The 20,206-nt window shown below is 35.7% G+C and carries 18 protein-coding genes and 2 pseudogenes; 1 reads left to right on the top strand and 19 read right to left on the bottom strand.

Features of this window, described 5'->3' with window-relative positions; genetic code table 11:
- Nucleotides 1–5: 5 nt before the first annotated feature.
- The 8 genes from BTOYO_RS23480 to BTOYO_RS23440 form a co-directional block, all read right to left on the bottom strand.
- Complete coding sequence (locus BTOYO_RS23480; protein ID WP_000357501.1) at nucleotides 6–443, bottom strand: hypothetical protein; 438 nt, start codon at nucleotides 441–443, stop codon at nucleotides 6–8.
- Nucleotides 443–922: a hypothetical protein gene (locus BTOYO_RS23475; protein ID WP_002038564.1), complete on the bottom strand. Its 480-nt coding sequence runs from the start codon at nucleotides 920–922 to the stop codon at nucleotides 443–445. Before BTOYO_RS23475 ends, BTOYO_RS23480 begins: the two co-directional genes overlap by 1 nt.
- Nucleotides 923–989: 67 nt before the next feature.
- Complete coding sequence (locus BTOYO_RS23470; protein ID WP_000774584.1) at nucleotides 990–1,868, bottom strand: phage major capsid protein; 879 nt, start codon at nucleotides 1,866–1,868, stop codon at nucleotides 990–992.
- Nucleotides 1,869–2,013: 145 nt separating this feature from the next.
- Nucleotides 2,014–2,304, bottom strand: a complete 291-nt coding sequence (locus BTOYO_RS23465) for a hypothetical protein (protein WP_000747851.1) — start codon at nucleotides 2,302–2,304, stop codon at nucleotides 2,014–2,016.
- 113 nt (nucleotides 2,305–2,417) lie between these two features.
- Nucleotides 2,418–2,612, bottom strand: a complete 195-nt coding sequence (locus tag BTOYO_RS23460) for a hypothetical protein (protein WP_000624046.1) — start codon at nucleotides 2,610–2,612, stop codon at nucleotides 2,418–2,420.
- A 643-nt stretch (nucleotides 2,613–3,255) separates the two neighbouring features.
- Nucleotides 3,256–3,744, bottom strand: coding sequence for a hypothetical protein (locus tag BTOYO_RS23455; protein WP_000086793.1), 489 nt, complete (start codon nucleotides 3,742–3,744; stop codon nucleotides 3,256–3,258).
- 270 nt (nucleotides 3,745–4,014) lie between these two features.
- On the bottom strand, nucleotides 4,015–4,863 hold the full coding sequence (locus BTOYO_RS23445; protein WP_000106778.1) for a hypothetical protein: 849 nt from the start codon (nucleotides 4,861–4,863) through the stop codon (nucleotides 4,015–4,017).
- Between the two features lie 2,098 nt (nucleotides 4,864–6,961).
- Complete coding sequence (locus tag BTOYO_RS23440; RefSeq protein ID WP_000477564.1) at nucleotides 6,962–7,228, bottom strand: hypothetical protein; 267 nt, start codon at nucleotides 7,226–7,228, stop codon at nucleotides 6,962–6,964.
- 226 nt (nucleotides 7,229–7,454) lie between these two features.
- On the opposite strand from BTOYO_RS23440, the pseudogene BTOYO_RS27025 reads away from it, so the two are divergent.
- Nucleotides 7,455–7,688: pseudogene (locus BTOYO_RS27025) on the top strand (GNAT family N-acetyltransferase); the annotation flags it as partial.
- Nucleotides 7,689–7,983: 295 nt separating this feature from the next.
- On the opposite strand, the gene BTOYO_RS23435 reads toward BTOYO_RS27025, so the two are convergent.
- The 11 genes and pseudogenes from BTOYO_RS23435 to BTOYO_RS23385 all read right to left on the bottom strand — a co-directional run bounded on the left by BTOYO_RS23435 (nucleotide 7,984) and on the right by BTOYO_RS23385 (nucleotide 20,205).
- A complete protein-coding gene (locus tag BTOYO_RS23435) occupies nucleotides 7,984–8,754 on the bottom strand; it encodes a DUF3952 domain-containing protein (protein ID WP_000628358.1) in 771 nt (256 codons plus the stop codon).
- Between the two features lie 135 nt (nucleotides 8,755–8,889).
- Nucleotides 8,890–9,513, bottom strand: a pseudogene (locus BTOYO_RS23430) (hypothetical protein); the annotation flags it as partial.
- 450 nt (nucleotides 9,514–9,963) lie between these two features.
- Entirely contained in the window at nucleotides 9,964–10,602 is a 639-nt protein-coding gene (locus tag BTOYO_RS23425) for a hypothetical protein (protein ID WP_016513922.1), read from the bottom strand.
- Nucleotides 10,603–10,614: 12 nt separating this feature from the next.
- On the bottom strand, nucleotides 10,615–10,875 hold the full coding sequence (locus BTOYO_RS23420; RefSeq protein ID WP_001016555.1) for a hypothetical protein: 261 nt from the start codon (nucleotides 10,873–10,875) through the stop codon (nucleotides 10,615–10,617).
- Between the two features lie 335 nt (nucleotides 10,876–11,210).
- Nucleotides 11,211–11,528 (bottom strand): DUF4176 domain-containing protein, encoded by a 318-nt coding sequence (locus BTOYO_RS23415; RefSeq protein ID WP_000656387.1) that lies wholly within the window; start codon nucleotides 11,526–11,528, stop codon nucleotides 11,211–11,213.
- Nucleotide 11,529: 1 nt separating this feature from the next.
- On the bottom strand, nucleotides 11,530–11,790 hold the full coding sequence (locus BTOYO_RS23410; protein WP_000363091.1) for a hypothetical protein: 261 nt from the start codon (nucleotides 11,788–11,790) through the stop codon (nucleotides 11,530–11,532).
- Between the two features lie 26 nt (nucleotides 11,791–11,816).
- Nucleotides 11,817–13,280, bottom strand: coding sequence for an alpha/beta hydrolase family protein (locus BTOYO_RS23405; RefSeq protein ID WP_033657371.1), 1,464 nt, complete (start codon nucleotides 13,278–13,280; stop codon nucleotides 11,817–11,819).
- 34 nt (nucleotides 13,281–13,314) lie between these two features.
- The gene (locus BTOYO_RS23400; RefSeq protein ID WP_000768476.1) at nucleotides 13,315–14,139 is read right to left on the bottom strand and encodes a DUF3952 domain-containing protein; all 825 of its coding nucleotides are present in this window, start codon (nucleotides 14,137–14,139) and stop codon (nucleotides 13,315–13,317) included.
- Nucleotides 14,136–18,641 (bottom strand): type VII secretion protein EssC, encoded by a 4,506-nt coding sequence (gene essC / locus BTOYO_RS23395; protein WP_000436760.1) that lies wholly within the window; start codon nucleotides 18,639–18,641, stop codon nucleotides 14,136–14,138. Before essC ends, BTOYO_RS23400 begins: the two co-directional genes overlap by 4 nt.
- 39 nt (nucleotides 18,642–18,680) lie before the next feature.
- Nucleotides 18,681–19,880, bottom strand: coding sequence for a type VII secretion protein EssB (gene essB / locus BTOYO_RS23390; protein WP_000137025.1), 1,200 nt, complete (start codon nucleotides 19,878–19,880; stop codon nucleotides 18,681–18,683).
- Between the two features lie 73 nt (nucleotides 19,881–19,953).
- Complete coding sequence (locus tag BTOYO_RS23385) at nucleotides 19,954–20,205, bottom strand: EsaB/YukD family protein (protein ID WP_001007569.1); 252 nt, start codon at nucleotides 20,203–20,205, stop codon at nucleotides 19,954–19,956.
- Nucleotide 20,206: the final 1 nt, after the last annotated feature.

The raw sequence follows: 20,206 nt of genomic DNA, 5'->3' as shown, positions 1-20,206 counted from the left end.
GCCTCCTATAGTTTTTCGTTAGCACCATCAAACAAGCTAAGCATCCAATCAGTATTAGAAGGATTCTCAGTGTTAGACTTACTCAATCGGTAACGTCTGTCTAGGCATAACTGTTTCTCAATCTCAAGAAGCTCCTTTGTGAAGTCTTTATACTTGATAGATACGTTCTCAATTTGGTCAGCTCGTTGTACCTTGATGAGCGCAATAGCGTATCTCTCTGCATTGATCTTGTCTGTAGAGGTCGCTGAATCTCCTAGCTGTGCTAAGATGTCGCTCTCTGTCTTAGCAATCTGCTGAAGCTCTACTTCTGTTAATGTAGCCTCAAAGTTCTGGCTACGTAGTCCGTGCTTCATAGCCGCATTAGGCTGTAAGTTTGCTAGAGAACGCTTCTTTGCTTCCTCGTCTTTCCACTCCATAGGCTGTCCTTTCATTCCTTTATCCATTATAGTTTCCTCCCTCTTGAGCCAATCCCTAGACCAGCTACATAGTTTCTATAGAATTGTTCGTCCTCGCTTAGTGATTCGTTAAACAGTTCCGCTCCCTTGACTTGTGGGAAAGCTACTAGGCTAACTTCACGTAAACGTGTAGGCTTACCGGTAGTGTCTGTGTAGAATGACACGGAGACCTTCTTCATAAGTCCCTTGTCTACTCGTTCCTTTACCTTCTCGTCAATGATACGTAGCTTACCTAAGAGTTGGCCACCCTGTACAGATACGCTCTCTAAGAAGCCTACAGTGTCCTTTGCGCTCTCACTGTGGTCTAACTGGACTGGTACATTGTCAGCCTTGTTAAACGAGTTAGCAAGGGTATGTAAGTCTTGCTTTGTATATGGTTTACCTCGGTGAGTTCCCTCCAAAAATAGTACAGCATCTTTGAGTAAGTCTCCCCCAGTGATTGAGCCTTCATTGAATTTTTCTATCATGGTTGTCCTGCCTCCTGGTAAATAAAAATAGGGAGCCAGCCAATAGCCGACCCCCAGTGTTAAGCTATTAAGCTTTGATATTCTTAAGTAAGTAAACTGCTTTCGGATCTGTTACGTAAGCTGTAGTGAAACGGCTCACACGTAAGATCGTAGTAGAGTCTTCCTCTTGGTTATACGTATGAGACTTCAATGGCTCCGCATCGGCGATGTCTCCAAGGATTCCACGTTGTAACATTAACACTTGGTCATCACTATAGTTCTCATCAACGATAACGTCCAACCCTAAGAAGTTACCAATGTAGCCGTTTAGTAAAGCGATATCTGTGTTGTTCTCACGTAGAGCATCACGAATACCTTTATTCTTCAAGAACAGTGCTTCCGTCTCTGTAGAGATAACCATCGTATCAAGAGAGTAGCCAAACTTCTTAGCTGAAGCCTTAGCGTCAATGATATCGCTAATCATTTTGTCAGCACCTAGAGTGGCATTATCCCAAGTTTCGTCTCCTGCTGCACCCGTCTTTGTGCGTCCTCCAATGTTAGGCTCAGAGTGAATCTTGTCGTAAGCCATAGTGTTAACCATAGCCACTACTGAGTTAGACAATTTAAGGAAGATTCGTTCGAATACGCCTGTTTGTCCCCACTTTTGCATTTCATAAGAGACAGCTGCCTCTAAGCCGTACTTACGGATCATCTCAATCTTAGCTACTTCTGATAAGCCGATACGCTTGTAGCTAGATCCTTCGCCTACCTCAGGTACTTCTTCATAGTTGTAACGTCCTTGTGAGTCTACGTCAGCGTCCTTGAAGTATTTAACCACTAAAGCATCTGCACTCACTTTCATAAATAGAGAGTCCGCAATGAAGCGTTTCTCTGTTAGATGTTTGAATCGTGCATCCAAGAATGCTTTCTTTAGTAAAGGGTGTTGTCCTAAAGTTAAATCTGCCATATAGTATATTCCTCCTGTAGCTACCTCTTAGGGTGCTATGTATATTTGTCTTCTTTAGCTGAGAAGCTGGGAGAGTACCACCCCGAGAACGACAAATAAGCCACCTAGTTAGGCGACCTCAATGTTCTGTATTGATAGAGAACAATTACTCTCCAAAATATTTATCGAATGCTTTCTTGAACTCCTCGAAGTCCTTATCCACTTTAGCGGACACTTTAGCGACCTCATCGCAATACGCTTGTGCATACTCGACAGGAATTTGACCGTCCTCACCAAGTACTCCCTTTTCCTTAGCTAATCTCTTTAGCTTTGGCATATGGTTTCCTAACATGAGGTTGTCTTTCATGGCCACTCTGTGAGCAAACATGTCTCTCACATGACTTAACTTGAGGACGATTTCTTGTTGGCTTGCATCTAACTTGGCTGATTTCTTCATTGTCCTACCTCCTAGAATCGTTATGGAAAACTTGTTTGAATATGTATAGTGAGTAAGATAACTCCTGAGGCTCCACCTCTAGGGCTTCAGCACCTTAGGAGTCAGCGTTCTCGTTATTGATTTAAATAAGCTTGTACCACTTGAGCCGAACCCATTGAGAAGTCGAACGATCCTTCAATCCATCTCCTAACAGTCGTCTTACTAAAGCCAATCTTATTAGCAAAGAACACAATAGGTGTTCCGTAGTGCTCCTGTTGAGCTTTCCACTGAGTCCGCAACTCATCGTTTAATTCTTGTTTGCTAATCATACTTGTTTCCCCCTCTTCTATTCGTAATAGTTAACGCTATATGGCAATGCAAGTTAGTGTACTTAAAAAAAATAGGATTACCCTACTCAGTCCCCACTGAATAGAATAACCCTCACTGTCTGCCTCACTAGTTCCCCAACTAGCTTGTACAGAAGAAGCTATATATCTCAGGAGGATATACAGGTTCGTATGTAACCCCTCAGGAGGGTCATATACATGTCAGATTTAATCTTAGAGCAACACCCTGATAGATCGCAGCTATCAGGGTGTTACAATCAAGAAATTATTTGGAGTTACACTCCCTGTAGTTTGCCAGCTCCTTAGCAATCAGTGGTGGTGATACTCGAGAGAGAATGACACCCTACAGGCAATGTAACTAAGGGGTGCCGACTCAAGGGTTTTCCGTTCCGCAAGAGTCAGCTAGAATGAACAACGAAATCACACATGGAAGGAGGGAAGGAATCCTCATGAGATAGCCGAAACAGGAGACCCCTCAGAAACCACGAATCAGCTACCTCATGAGAATACCTAATTAATTGCTTCATATATAAAGTAGCAACCTAGCTAATTAACTTCCTACATATATATAGTAGCAGTTGTGTGACTTGTATATACAAGTGTATACCAAAAAGAGAACCAACTCCTATTGAGCCAGCTCTCTCAGGTATTTACCTATTGTGATCATATCATCGTACCCCATTGTTTCGTTTCCTCTTAGCCAATCATTGAAGACTTTCACGTTAACTCCTGTCTTCTCAGGGATGAAACTAAATGGATCTGATGCTAATCCGATTGTTCCTATTAGTTTCCACGTTAGCTTTCTCGTGTGTTCTTCGTACTTTGGAGTTATTATTCTAAAATCTTCATATACTTTACCAGGCTGACTCACTCGTTCCTCCTGAGGTGGTTCAAACACTTTGAGTACTTCTGCCGTAGTTACTTTAGGGTTAGCTGGCACTAATACACCTGCTTCCTCGCAAGCACTAGACCAGTTGCCAAAGAGTCTACAGCCAGCACTATACAGAGAACGATTAGTTTTCTGTATAGATCCACCTCCAAAGTTAACTCCTTGAGTTTCTAACTCCTGTATCTTCTTAAGAATTAATTCCTTACTCCATTTGATTCTGCTCATTAGCATTCCTCCTTAATAGTCCATCTGTAAGTCTGTACCGGTATAGGTGTAACCTTGGAGATCGCATCTTCTAGGCTTTCAAAATAGCATCTAATGGCGTTATACAAACGAGGACGGTCTCTCATTAGTCCTGCCTCGGTTATATTTTTACCGTAGTATTTCAATTCAGCTAGTACTTCTAGGATTGTTTCTCTTGAGTAAATGTTCATTGGGTTTCCTCCTTGGGGTTATAGGTTAGGGGTGTTACTTTCGAGGCATTACGAGGTATTGTCACTTTTTGAAATTTTCACGTGTGAAGCTTGCCAACTCGATAGCTTCAGCAAGCTCCTTTATGTTTGGCGTTCTCAGTTTCTTACTTACAAGTAGGGGATTCAAGATAATCAATTTCTTAGCGGAACTAATCTCCATGAGTAAGCCTGCTCTGATTAACTTAAGGATAGCTCTCTTAGCGAAATCAGCCGAGCAACCAACCGAGGGAGCAACATGTTTCCGACTCCATATATTTAACTCTGATACTTTCACCTCATGAGGGTTGTCCACTAGTACGTGTAGATCGTAATGGAAGTGACCAAGTAGTTTGAAGAAGAGTCCTAACTCCGAGAAGGAAATCTTTTTGGCTACCTCGAGTAACTTACCTTTGTATACCTTTGTAAACAAGTCTTTACCCTCGTAGCTGCCTACATTGAAGAACTGTTCTCCTAGTGAGATGGTTGTGTTGCGACCTTTCTTAGTTCTAACGATAAGACTTAACTTTTCCAGCTCTGCTAGGATAATGTTTGTTGCTCTAGGTGTCTTCCCTAGTAGATCTGCTAGTTTGCTAGCTGAAAGCAACTCAGATTCTTTACCTTCCTCACGGTAATATAAAGATCCGTTCTCACCCAGCTTGGCAAACCCTAATAGGAACATCATCACTCCTGAGTTTTCTAATGACAAGTATTCATTCACTTCTTTTATCTCCTCTCTCACCATAGTGAACTGGCGGTTGCCTTCCTTGTAATTATCCTTAGGTTTTCCTTTTCGTGCTTCCTTCTGAGCGGGTGAAATAACGTCAGCTCCTAGTAATATCGCTTCCTTTACAGACATTCCTCTTAGTTCGTCAATCGTTAGTGGTGTACTCATTCGTTTCTCCCTCCGGTGTTTTTTATTGACAAGACAGTTAACCATGTAATATAATAATAAGTTAACCTCACCATCTCTATATATTGTATTACGTTTCAAAATAAGACACAAGATATATGTATAAATTCTTTATTTATTAAACTTTTGGTTTTCGACAAGACAGCAGTCGTCCTCATTTTGGTGTATGAGATTTCCTCAATCAGCCCTTTTTAGTGTATGAGATTTCCTCAATTGATTTGCCATCAGCCTTACTCCCCCAAGGGATACGATCAATTTTATCAGTTCGTTTTTCTGTATCTGTGTACAAAACAGTTTCCCTCCTCTGTGTACCATCCATTAGTACATTCCCTAGAGTTTGTCCCTTCTCATTCCAATATATAAAATACCTGAGATGGTAATCTATTCGGTAACTATTCAGATGCCAGCTCTAGGAGTTATTGTTTTTAAAATATTTAAATACATTAGAATCTATATGAGGAGGTATCTCTATAGCTTTTCTATCAGGATTGTATCTGCTGATGAATCAGCTAGGTTATAAACTTGATAGTTAGCTATAGAGTTGCTATCTCGTAAGGTATTTGTTTATTTTCTTTACGAGATAGACACTCTTGGTTAACTATTCAGATGTATCTCTAAAGTTAAGCTCATTAGTTTAGTAACAAAAGTGTGACTATTTTAGGTAAACCTCATGTATTTCACTCCAAGATATCTACACTTAAGGAAGACTATTAGGTAACTTAGGAGGCAATACCGTCATGATACTGGTTAGTCTCATCTAACAAGTTAACTAGGGATTGAAATAAAATGACAACATAGTTGATACGAGGTAGCAAAACTAACAGGTGTATACAAGTAGGTTGCCGACTCTAGGAGTTACCATCTCATATATTAATATATTTAAATACCTTATGAGGACGACCTATGTTGAGCATAGTCCCTGAGTAAACCCCGAAGTAGCCGACTCCTAGTTTCCTACATGTTAGCGACTATAAGTGTACATCTATGTAGATTGTTGCTAAATTGCGCCAGCACTACTAGGCATTTGAATAATTAAATACTAGAGATGGAAGGTCTTTAAAGATGAACTACAAGGTTACCCATGAGTAGGCTGACTCCTAGTTTTCTACATGTTAGTGACTTATGGGTGTAACTCAATAGGTGGCGCTAATAGGAAGAAATATTTTAAATTTTATCAGACCTGATGAGGGAGCGTCTTGGGAGATCGTACTCCGAAGGTGTGTCGAACGAGTTCACCTGAGTGATATGGAGACTATTAGGAATAACTAGGAGGGCGCTGATTAGTATATTTTCTACTGTGTAACACACGATGCGTGCGTGCCTACCTGCCCCCCTGTCAGGAAAATATGGGTACCCTTGAGCCAGCCAGCTCACGAAAAACTAACGAGAATGCCATCAGACCGCTCGGGAGCCACCATAACGAGTCATAAGTGTAGAGGTAATGTTAGTATCACCCAAGTGTTGTCATCCTCACAGGTACACACAGGAGCGTTACATGATAGGCAAGACAACACAGCGCACGAGTAGGCGATCTCTACTGTGTGCAACGAGTAGGCATAGGGTAGTGTGGTGCTTGTTAACATAATACATCTTATGGGTAGTAGTCATAGAGACAGACAAATAAGCTACAGTCCTAGAGCCACCTGCTCTCAGTGTACCTACTATGGTATAGCCTGCATAATTATCTGCATGGTAACTGTGGGTAAGCCCTGTATAGATATACACAAGGAATGCCGTACTCATAGGGTTATGACTCAGGAGTATGCATGATTGTATGCACTCACTTTCGGGAGGGGTTACTTTCGAGGTAGTGACTTTCGCCCTCTAGAGTTCGGACACTTTCGGGAGATAGTTCACCGCCATAGCTCTGTTTGTGTATATGCTCACAAGCATCGCATCGAGGGGGAGGTTTTGCTATTTAGTATCATCTGACAGTTACTTTAATTGGTTAGAGATTGCACCTCGCTCACTTCTTTTTAGGTACATCGCTCCACGGGAAGAACCAACTCCCTATAAGCTACAACTAACAAGGCGACCGAGCCAGCAAACCACTTGTTCATTACTATCTCCATAATATCCATTAGTTTCCTACCTCCCCAGTACTTGCTTTATAAGTTGTTCTCTTGTAGGTACCCACATGAAATACCCTAAATCGTATATTCATTCCAGTTAATTTATTTTCAACATATAGAGTTTTGTATTTCTTATTAAAGTTAGCTACAAAGTTCATCGCATCAGCACCTATGAGAACGACTCTATCGTCACCGATATAAAACTCAATAGCAGCCTGATCTAGATTAACGGGCCCGTTAACCCACTTCACAAACCTCTTAAACCACTTAAACATTTTATATTCCTCCTCTTAGTTTTCATAAATAGTTATTCTATTTATTCCCAATCCCCCCCCTATCAATACCACCTGAGACGGCACCTATTTTAGTCTCCTACTTTTGTCGAATACTATCTCACAAGTTCCAACTGAATAGTTATTGACTCACAAGTCTGTAACCTCTATAATTTTCCTAAACGAATAACTAAAAGAGTGGTCACTCATAGATAACACCTCATCAGGCTTAACATCCGCCTCAACTTCCGCTGAAAATTCATTATCCGCTATGGTAGTTGGCGTATGTACACACCCGAATTATCGCGGAAATGGCTACGCTTCACTCATATTACAAAAAATGATTCAGGACTTTACGAAAGAAGACCGAACACTTTGTTTATTTTATAACAATCCAGCTGCTGGACGAATTTATAAACGACTAGGGTTTAAAGACATCGGGATGTGGACGATGTATCGATAATAAGGGCTACTCTATATACAGAAATAGTTGTCACTTAGCAATAAAAGCAAATTACAAAAAATTTCACACCGTTATTATGAAGATGGAGAAACTACTTGTAAAGCCATGCCCCTATCTAAAACATGTCATGTATTCAAGCTAAATTTAGACAGATAAACGCCCAATTGTTGAATCTACTCCAGCAATTGGAGCGTTTATTCTAAAATTCTTTCCACTACAAATAAAAATATTTATGAGACAGTCACCACACTTATGTCGCTATTATCTTTACGTGCAAATTCCTTTCTTAATATTACTACTTCTTATTATACTGTGCTTTAAAATCAATATATTCCTGTTTCGCATCTTGGTTATTACCTTGGTGACTATCAAAAGATGTATGTATTTGTGATATGTGTTCTACTAACTTTCCTTCTTCATTTCTCTTTTTATAATTCATTACAATACTTACTTCCAATATCTGCTCTGAACCCTTTGTAAACTCAATATGCAGTGCGATCGATCCACCACCATATTCATCATATTGTATTTTTAACTTATCATTAATAATACTTTGAAACTCTGATTCAGTTAATTTATATCCAACAGTACTAGGCTGACCAAACTTTTTTATATCACCTCCTGGCTTCATCTTTAGTTTCCCTATCCCTTTTAAACGATCTACAATTAAGTTCACGTATGAAACATCCAGACTTGAATCCGTACTTTGTACCTGTCCATTCTCATAACTAATATTTGTACTATAATTAACTTCTTCTCTATAATTTTTATTATCTACTTTCGAGGTAATTTCTTGTGTTGTATTTCCATATAAACTTTTATCTTTCGTATTATATATACCTTTCGAAGTTTGATAAATTGTTTTACTGTGCTCTCCATCTTCCTTTTGCTCATATGTACTATATATACCTCTTTGTTTCACATACGCATATCCATCATCACTAGCGGACATAACCTTTTTCATGTCACCTTCATCCAAAGCTTTGACAAATGGCTCATACTCTATCTTTTTTTCAAAAAAACTACATGCTTGTAGTAGGCTGATTACTATTATGATAGTAATCATTTTAAACACTTTTTTTTCATTTCATCATCACACTACTCTCTACATTTTCAACTAGATAATCTTTTAATCACATTACATAATTAAAATTTCTTTTAGTAGTTAAAATACTCTCCTTTAAACCACTACTTTTTTCACCATTAAAACAGTTCCTATTACATATCCAATAAAAGTATCAAATGCATAATCATTATGAAAATAAATCAAAATAAGAAGGATTAATGCGTATATTGAAGCAACTTTCATCATTGTTCCTTTTGTTTTACTAAAAAAGGACACGGATCTTTCATCCATACTAAACGCACCTTCACTTGCCAATTTAAATGTATCTATTGTTGTTACAATATGGAAAATTACCGCTCCTAAATATAGCAAACATACATAATTCAACGTAATACGATCCATTGAATTATTAGCTATTTCAGAAACAACTAAAACTGTAAGTAATATAGTAGCCATTTGAAATGCATATAATAATACGACAAGTGTTTGTAACTTTTGAAATTTAAATTGTGCTTTTGGAAATAAATATAGCACGAAAAAAATTACTTGCAGAGCATATGCCAACACCTCTAGCTTAACAATTCCTATGTTAAGGAGAACCATACAGTACTCCCAACCACCTGATACAATAATAGAAAAAACGGCTATTGAACTATAAAGTATTCCTCCAAACATAAATCCTGTAGCACCTTCTGGACTTAAACGATCTTTACATGTCATCCTAAATTCATCTAAATCTTCTTCTTTTATATTCCACATCCTGACTTTTCACCTCTATACAGTTTAAATAATTTTCATTCAATAAAATCCCATTACATTCCTAACTTTTTAAGTACATTCATCTTTGTGTAACTATATTCGGATAATATTATCTCTACATTAATTACCGTACATAATCAGAATGCTTTTGATAGTTCAAATAGCCTTCTTTCTCCTCAAAAGCTCTAAATATTCTTCTCTCTTTTACTTAAGCATATCCCTCATACTCCCTGAAACTCCACTCACTTAGTAAAAACGTTACTGTCAGCACAATTGTATCGAGATAATAAAGCTCTTTAATTTTATCTTCAGAAAGGTGATAACCTCCAATCAACAATATGCTAGCAGGTTATTACAGTTATTTTAAATTTGTTTTTTATTTTAATGGATTCGACTTTTGCAAATAATAATGTGGTTTAATTTGAGAAGCGAATATTAAAAACATACTACTTAATAACTCGTGATTAAGTCTTCGCCCTCATATCTAGGATCTTTCTCAACTTTACCATCTTTTGTTTTGATGACTTTTAGTCTACCTAACCACTCTGCTCCGTTATATGTCTCTTCACTTACCCATACATTATGCTTTTTACCATCTACCTCAACTACTAATGTGGGGTGTGTAAACATGAATTCCTTCTCTACATGCCTACCTACAATTTCTGCATGTAATGATGTACCTTCTTTAACTAGTTTACTATTCTGATACCCTTCGATAATAGGTAATCCAATAAATACAAAGAATATCAGTCCAAATACGATTACTTTCTTCTTTGTACTCCATTTATTCTTTTCTTTCAATTCCTTCTGTCTCGCTTCTCTTTCTTCGCGTTCCTCCAAACTCTCATTTAAAGCGTCTTCCCATGCCTTAATTTCCTCTTCGATTTCTGCTTCAGCTCTTGCTAGTTTTTCTAGTTGTTCATCGGTTGCTACCATCTCATATGAGTTGTCTCCAACCAAACGAATTTCAGCACCATTTTCTTTTACTTTTCGCAAGTCTTTTTCTGTACAATTAAACTCTCGAATGATTTCCCCTTGTGTGTTTACCAGTCTAACGTAAATGTTTTTTTTCTCCTTCTTCTTAAACATCTGAACTCCCCCTTATTTGTTTCCTATCATAGATAACCTTATTGCAATTAAGATAAAGAAAACGATAATAAGGAAAGTCTTCCCTTTGCTTACTTGTGTTGTAGAACCTTCCAAGACAGCCCATATAAAAATTGGGAAAAGAAGAATACCTAGGAGAATATCAACTAACTTGTTGCTACTCTTCTTTAGTGGTTTTTCTTCTACTATCGGTTTTATCTGAACAGATTCTTTTCTTATTTGTTTCGGTTTATTTTTCTTACGTCTATGATTCACCCAACATACTCCTTTTAGAATAACTTTTTCCTAACTATAAAAATACCGAAATATCCCATTTTCATCGTATAGGATAAAATGATTTATTTCTTCACAAATAGATTTCCACCATAAAAAACAGTCTATGACTATTATTTACAAATGTTATTTCAACTTTTATTTTATTCTTTTTCTATTCGCTATAAATTCTTGACGTTCTTTTTCATGTTGTTCCCACGTAATACTAGATATTTAGATTCTTATTCAATCAAAAATAGACTTTCCTCTTTCCATATTGGAAGAGGAAAGTCTATTTATTTCTAAATATATTATAGCCCTTGTTTTATTAATAATTGTTACTTATTATTTTCAGCCTTGTTCTTTATCGTTTTTACAAATTCATTTCGCCATATTTTAAAATTATGAGCAAATTTTCCTTCAATAGAATTTTTATACCCTTCAAATTTCACTTCTAAAATATCAAAGTCATTGAATAATTTATATGTCTCTGCCGTCAAACCTACTGGGTGTAATACCCCACCATAATCATAGAAAGTGTCTTCATCGAGAAGTATTCCTCTTGTAGTAATTACATACTCTACATCTTTTTCTTCCTCAGTACTCAACCTCACTACACTTCCTAAAGGCAAAACTTTCTCCATATAATCTTTCATATTAATTCACCGATCCTTTTAACACGATAATTTTCTCTTCTATTTTTTGTCGCCTTTTTTCTAATTGGCGGATACGATCAATAAAAGCATCACGTGTTTTACCTTGCAAACTATTATCAATACTACTTTCTAATCTTCTAATATCTCCTGTCAAAGATACAGCTGCTTTTTCAAGTTGCATAACAACGTTAATAATTTGATCTCGCCCACCACTGTCCGGAAATGTACTATGAACCCTCGACATTATCATATGTAAATCCATCCTCATACCCCCTTCCTTAACATTTATCAATAATAAGAAACTGAAGCTAACTCTTCATCTTTTGCTATCATAGAAATTACCGCATCTGTTACATCTTGACTTAACTCTTTTAAATCATTTGAAAGTTCGTTCACATCTCTGGAAATCTCTACTAATAATGAACGATTTAACCCTCTACTACCATCATTCATAAAATAGTTTAATAATGATTGGCGATGGCTTCTTACATAATCTCCAGCAATTGAAGCAATATTTGTATCAATTTCAAAGTCACCTTTAAATACATCTAAAATATCTTGAACAAGAGAAGATGCTACTTCTTTTGCAATTGCTATAATTTCATCACGGGATAAATAAAGAATGATGCATCCTACTAAAAAATCTACAGCTGCGTTAAATACTGATTCTAACACTTCAAGTACCTTTTCCTTACATTTTGCTAATTTATTCTCTATCCAATCCACAGCCGCATTCACCTGATTTCTAACTTCTTGTATAACTTCCTTACTAAATTTCAAAGCTTTTTTTCCTGTTTCTACACCTATACTTGCTATTTTTGTTGCTAGAGCACTAGTATCTCCCACTACTGTTATTGCAACTAGAATTGCACTGACTGGAGTTCCATTTACCACTAAATCCACTACAACTTCTTCTGTTGTACTTAATGTTTTTTTTCCAGTGATTCCTTTATATAGGTCCCCAGCAGATTCTGATATTTCTAAAAAACCAAATTTCCAATCAAATCCTGTTTCGCTAACCTTTTTCAATTTATCTATTGCTACATTCCCATTCCTAGAATAAAATTTTGGATCATATAAAAAAGAATGCCCTTCCCCATTTTCCATTTTATAAACCTGTCCAGGTATTACAAAATCTGCGGCCTTAATGGCGCCATACAAAGGATCATATTCATTTATAAGACTGCGGCAATTTTTCATATTGGTCCCGTATCCGTACTTAACCACATCTTTATTTAGAACAGGCGCAGGATTTAAAGCTAATACGTTTATATTATCTTCTTGATGTCTTAATGCAACTGTATTCGCTGCTCCGCCACCTAAGGAGTGCCCTAGTAAAGTTATCTTCTTTCCTTTATTCTCCGCCTTGACTTTTTCATAAAATTTTTCTGCTTGACTATACTGAAATTCCGCTAATGACCCCAATATAGGTGAATTAGTTAAATTATGTAGCCCAATTGCTCCATCGGTTGCTAAATCGCCTACCTGATTCGGTTGAGTTCCAACGTATACTATGAAAATCTCATCCGTATCTTTACTTCGTAAGGCATATGCTCCAAACCCTGATGTTGGATGGTTATCATCATCAGCTATAAGCTCAGCATTAAAATTTTTCTCTAATTCCCTCTGATTTGTCTTTTCATTTGAATTACTATATATTTTCTCTTTCCCATTATATTGATAAATATCTCTACCAGCTAACCTCAGCTTACCTACATCGCTATCTATTTTAAAGTCCTCTTCATTTTTCATTTCTCTCCCCACATTAAACTCCTCCTAATATAAATTATTGCTGATTTATATACTCTTTTTCATAATCTATATATTCTTTTTTGGAATTTTGATTATTTTCTTCCCTAGCATGATAATATGTCGAAATTTCTTGATTTCGCTTTATAATTTTATTCTCTTGTTTTTCTTCATAATTTACCGAAATAGTAATTTCCATTATTCTCATATTATTTTCTTTTGCATCATTAGGTGTATTAAATTCAATCATTAATACTGCAGAATCAAATTTATCATATTTTAAATTTAACTTATCATTAATTATGCTTTTAAACTGTAATTCCGTTAAATTATAGCTTATTATGCTCGGTTCACTAAATCTTTTTTTATCCTCACTTGGCTTCAATTTACTCAGTCCGTTTAACCCTCCAAATATTAATTTTACATATGAAATATCTATGCCTTGATTCTGGGGTATTAAACGGGATTTTTCATTTTTTAAACTTGTACTATAAACAGTTTCTTTTTTGTAATTTTGATTGTCACCAACGTTTTTGTCATTTTTTATATCAGTAGCAACCTTTTGAGTTGTTTCCCCATATAAATCTTTATCTTTCACATTATATACTCCATGAGTTGTTTGATATATTATCCTACTATGTTCACCGTCTTCTTTTTCTTCATAAGTACTATCGCTAACCTCTTCTTTCACATACGCATACCCATCATCACTAGCAGACATAACAGTCTTCATATCCCCTTCATCCAACGCCTTTACTAATCTCTCATACTCTATCTTTGTCTCTCCAAAACCACACCCACTTAATAAACTTGCCACTATTGACACGACTATCATCACCTTAGCTTTCTTCTTTAATTTCATACTGTCACCTCGTTAGTTACTCTAGGCATTTTTAGTTTCATTATGTTCCCTTTTTGATAGTAATACACTTCATCTTTACCTAATGGCGCTTCGTTGCTTATATATTTTATATTGAAGATACTTTGATCATTTAATGGCATTGCGATAATTGCTGCTGTTAGTTTACTTCTCATTTTCATAGGTAGAGCTTCACGATTTCGGTCCATGTAGTCGTGGTGACCTGCTAATACAAAGTAAATACCTACTGTACGAGATAAATCAATTAAAGTCGCTGCATCCTCCATTTCTAAATAAACAAATTTACTAAACTCTTCAACATTTGTCATGATAATGAGTTGTTTTGTGAATGCAGGAATTTCTCTACCTTCTTGTCTTGCTTGTGCTAATTCAAAAGCTCGTTCGCGAATTACTTCCATCCAATACTTCGCATGCATATTTATTTCATTTTCGTCTACAATGTAGTGCGTCACATTGTCTTTATATTGAACGAAACTATACTCTGCTGTATCCACTAATGTCACACTTTCAAAATAATCTTTATTCAATTGAGATAGGATACTAGATACAATTTGTTTTCCCATACTATCATCTACACTATAAATCATTAAATGATCATTCACCGCAATATCATGAGCTACAACTTCTACATTTGCAAAATCAAGCCCCATTGGAATTCTTCCTGCTTGTAGAGCTTTTGTAACGTCTTTATTTTTACGATACGTAGCAATATCAATCACTTCTGGCATCATTGGAATTGCCTTCGGACGTTCTCCATCCCATTCTCGATCCATATCATTTGCTTCTTGTTGTAATAATTGAATTTGTTGTAGTTCATCTTCTGCTTTCGTAGGTAATGCAGCCTGGAATAATGTAGGAGATTCTAGTTTTATTAACGCTCTTCCTGCTGTTTCTTCCACTTTTATATCAGATCTCCCTACAATACTAGCTACTTCACTCTGATCAATCATATATAGACAAGTTTGGATTTTAATATTATTGTACAATTGAATTCTAAGTGCGTTTTGTCGTCCTGCACTTATTAAAGTATGAATTCCTAAACTAGCACCATCTCGGACAATTTGCATAATTATCATTTCAAAGCTCTCATAGAATTTTGCTTCTTTTACTGCATCATAATTATCGATTGCAATAATAATATGTGGTATTTCTTTCCCACTTGCCTTTTCATACATTTCAATACTCGCAACGTCATATTCACTTAATAATCGTTTACGATTTTTCATTTCTTGAGTTAATCTTTCAACAAACTTTAAACATTTTTCTGATTCGTCAATTGTAATCGTATCCGCTACATGAGGTAATCCTTTTAAAGGTAGAAGACCATTTGTTCCAAGGTCCACTAAATACACATGCAAATGCTCCGGACTATGCTGACGAGTTACATCCATAATGACTGATTGTAAGAATGTTGATTTTCCGTAACCTGGACTTGAGAAGACTGCTACGTGTCCGTCTTTACTAATATCTAATGTTAATGGTGTTTGTGATTGCAATTCAGGCTGGTCTAATAAACCAACTGTTGCTTTTAATGGTTTCTTTTCTTTCGTCCATGCTTCTTTGAACTGAATAGCGTGTAAGTCTTGTAAATATACGCTTTCTGGAAGTGGTGGTAACCACGGTCTAGCTAACGCTTCAATTTCATTTATTTCTGCGTAATCGTGAATGTAGCCAATAACAGCATCAAGTTCAGATGGTACGCTTATTACTTCTTTACTACTACCAAGTCCACTTAAGTCTTCACTTAATATTTCATATTGTCCTAGATCATTTATTGCATATATTGTTGCGTCTAAATGCTCTTTATCCTCTTTATTTTCTACATAGTCTGCCCCGCTCCAAGCTGATTGGAATAGTTCATAAATTTCATTATTCCCAACTTGTAAGTAAGCACGCCCTGGTAATGTAATTTCAGCAGCATCCGGCGTTTTTAAAATTTCATTACTATCTGACGTATTTTGAACTTTTAGTGCTAGTTTGAATTTCGAGTTACTCCAAATTTGATCATCTACAACACCACTCGGTTTTTGCGTAGCTAATATTAAATGGATTCCGAGTGAACGACCGATACGCGCTGTTGAAACTAACTCTTTCATAAATTCTGGTTGTTCTGACTTCAGTTCCGCGAATTCATCACTAATTAAAAATAGATGCGGCATCGGTTCACTTACTAAGCCTTCTTTATACAGTTTTTGATACTGATTAATATGGTTTACATCATTTTCCCCAAATAAGCGTTGTCTTTTTTGCAATTCAGCTTTAATTGATGCGAGCGCTCTCATACTTTGTGCTCCATCTAAGTTCGTAATTGTTCCTAATAAATGCGGTAAGTTTTTGAATAAATTCGCCATTCCGCCGCCTTTATAGTCAATTAGTAAAAAGGCTACTTCGTACGGGTGGAAATTGACTGCTAGAGATAAAATATACGATTGTATAATTTCCGATTTACCTGAACCTGTTGTACCTGCTATTAATCCGTGTGGTCCGTGTGCTTTTTCGTGTAAGTTTAAGTTTACGATATCTTCTTTACCACGTAATCCAAGTGGTACAGCTAAAGATTTATGCGCTGCATTTTTCTCCCAACGACTTGTGATATTCAGTTCTTTTACTTTTTCAACGCCGTACATTTCTAAAAATGTTACGCTTTCTGGAATACTATTTTTTAAGTTTTGCAAATGATTTAACGGTGCTAATGCTCGTGAAACATCTTCTAAATTGAACCCTTTCGGTACGTGATTTAGTTTAAATTGACGGTTTACAAGTTCTCCTTGCTCTAAGATGATGTTCCCTTGTTTTGCATCTCTTATGTCTATTACCGTTTTCACATGCTCCGGTAAACTTTGCATAACATCTTGTACAAATACAAGTGATACACCTAATTGACTCGGATCATCATTAAAGAATTCCATAACAACATGGTCTAGTATTAGTTTTTCATCTGTAATGAGAACGACATAGTGCGGTGCAAAATACATTTTTTCATTAGTTGAACTCTTTTCGTCTAGTTTTAATTTTCGTTCTTTCAATATTTGATACAAACTATTTAACACTTGATCACGGCTACGATCATGGTATACAAATCCACGTACATTTATATCGCGAACACTTCCATGAGGTAACCAGCGCATCCAATCCCATTTTTCTTTTTCTTCTTCAGGAAAAATAGTAATAAACTGCAAGTCATAATAACTATGGAATAAAGCCGTTTGTGCAACTAATAATTGTAATTGCTCTAACACTAAGAAGCGTTGGCCAATATAACCGACTGGTCCATTCATTAAATCTGTTACAACGGGTACATCTTCCAATGATAGATAACGCTGTCTTAGTTCACGTGCTATATCAATTAATTCATCTTTCGTTTGACTAAATTCTTCTTCATTAAATTGAATTTCAAAACTCGTATTAGCTTGCCCTGTACCAACGCTAAATGTTAAGAAATCATGATGTTGCATTGTTTTTTCATAAATACGAGGATTTACTTGAATAGCCATATTACGTATAACCTCAACATTTGGATTATGATAATGTAATGCATGACGCTGTTTTTCACTTTCTGCATGTAAATCTTTCGTTTTTTGTTTTATATACTCTCTATAGCTTTTATCACGTTCAACGATGTCGATTTTATATTGCTTTAAATTTTTTATATAAGATGTGACAGAAACAATAATCGTTACTAATGTCATTGCAATGGATGCTATAATAAACATTCCATATTTCATAAAGATAGCAAGTAATACTGTTACGACAATCATGACAAGGGCAGGTGCAATAATTCTCGCCAAATGCTCAGTCGGTTTTGACGGCATACTTGAAGGTTTTGCAATTGTCATTTTCTCTTCTGGTTCACGGTAAATAATACGTGGTGAACGATGATAGTCTGGATAACCACTTTGATAATTCGTTTCTGATTCTACTAAAATAGGTAACGTAGATTTCACTTTATCTTCTGAAGACAATACTTGAATATCTTCACTGCCTATCTCCACTAAAACGCCATCAAAATATAATTGGTCTCCTGCTTCTAACATAGTGCTATCTTTTAGCCTTGTATAATTATGAAATACTTCCCCGTCATATACGTTCACATTAAAAGAATCGTACAGCGTTTCACGAGATAGCATTAAATCTATATTTGCCCCAGTAATAGAAATATCATCAAAACTGTTTTGACTAATTGTAAGAGAATGTTTCGTTCCTATATCAAACACTTTAGTTGTGCCAATAATAGAGATAAAGATTTTCAAGCTCACATCTTTAGTTTTTACAATCTCAAATTCCTTATTGAACTCTATTAATTGATTTTGTATCATCCAAGCATTTACTTCATTATTCCACTTTAACTCTACTTCTTGTTCTAAACATGGATTCGTAATATCATTTGTCCACTCTTTTCCAATCGACACTATTGATTGCTCATTTGGATGTAATGTGCACTTATATACTTTGTCTCCATAAGTCAATACTAATAGTTGCTCCATCCGTGTTCACTGCTCCTTTTCAACTGTCTCATCAAGTGCTTACTCTTTTTTCTCTGTGTTCGACGAGTCTTTATCGTTTGATGATTTTCCATATTTCTTTTCATATTCATTTAATTGTTGCTCATATGTTTTTAATTTTTGATCACGCTCTTCGCCTGATAAATCCGGATTATTTTTCAGCGATTCAATTTGTTTAACAAGGCCGTACATAATAAGCTGAGGATCATCAAGTGTCTTAGCTAAATCTAATGATTGATCAAAATTACCTTTTCCGTTATACATCCAATACAGCAAATACTTTTCATCACTTTTCAAACTAATATTTTTCATAATCGATTTCTTTTGATCTTCACCTAGTTTTTCAACTGTAATGTATGCAAATGCTAACTCATATTTAGATGCAATCGGTAATGATTCAAATTCCTCTTCATTTAATTGCGTAATTACTTTGTCATAATCAGTTGCTATGAAACTCGCATTTGCTTCTAACAATTTATTTTGATAAGGAAATTTTATAAAAGTGAAATATATTAAAGGAGCAGCTAAAACAACTGTCGCCGCTATGAAGGAAAAAGCTAAGTATTTAAACGATTTATAGCTCTTTTTAGGTACTAACTGCATACTTTTTTCTGTTTTTGTTTGTTCCTTCTCAAAGCTATCATCAAGAAACTGCAGTAATGCATCTAAGCTTTCCATTTGAGCAACTGTCTGTTCAAATGTTGTTTCTTTTGCATCTTTTAGTAACCCAGCATATAAATCATCAAAATTGTGCTTTTCGGAGAATAAAGCAATAATTAGACATTTGTATTGCGTTAAAAATTGCTCTTCTAACAACGGGGTTGGTGGAACAATATCTCGAATTCCTCTATGTATAATACTTGGCATTAAATTCGCATTAAAAACTATATTGTCTGGATGTAAAAAGAACGTAATTCGTTTATTTAAATATTTATGAAATTGCGCAACATTTCGAAGCAGCCTCAATTTCTCATTTCTTCCAAAACGGCTAAGATCGTCCCACTTATATAATTTTTTGTCGACTTGAAATAGAAACGTAAACATATCATCCGTTTCTTCTATCGTTAATGGTACAAAGTCAGATGATGTGCCCGTAATTATATCGAATTGACGGAAGTCTTTTATACGTGTTTGAGATTTTGTCATCTCCAATTTCCAATTTTCTTTCTCTATTTGAAATTGATAGTTCATTGCATCAATTTGAATTGTTTTTTCCGTCATGTTTATCCTCTTCTCCTTTTCTTTATAACCAGTAATAACTTATTTTCAAAAAACTAAAAGTAAGAAATATTCTTTATAAAACTTGTAAAATATCTCCGTCTGTTATTTGGTGATCAATTAAACGATCATTATCTGTTAAAACAATTGACTTATTTTTCACTTTCATTACAAAATGTGAACCTTCATGATCATCAATCTTTAGCGTATCTAATAAGTTTTTCAATAAATATTTAATAGATTGATGATTCGGAATACGTAAATCATATGTATTTCCATTCCATTTACTAAAATCTACCGTTACATTAATATGCGTTTGTATCGCCATT

The sequence above is a fragment of the Bacillus toyonensis BCT-7112 genome (assembly GCF_000496285.1).
GTDB classification, from domain to species: domain Bacteria; phylum Bacillota; class Bacilli; order Bacillales; family Bacillaceae_G; genus Bacillus_A; species Bacillus_A toyonensis.
The sequence above is the reverse complement of the archived record's forward strand: the minus strand, read 5'-3'. Positions and strand labels throughout refer to the sequence as shown.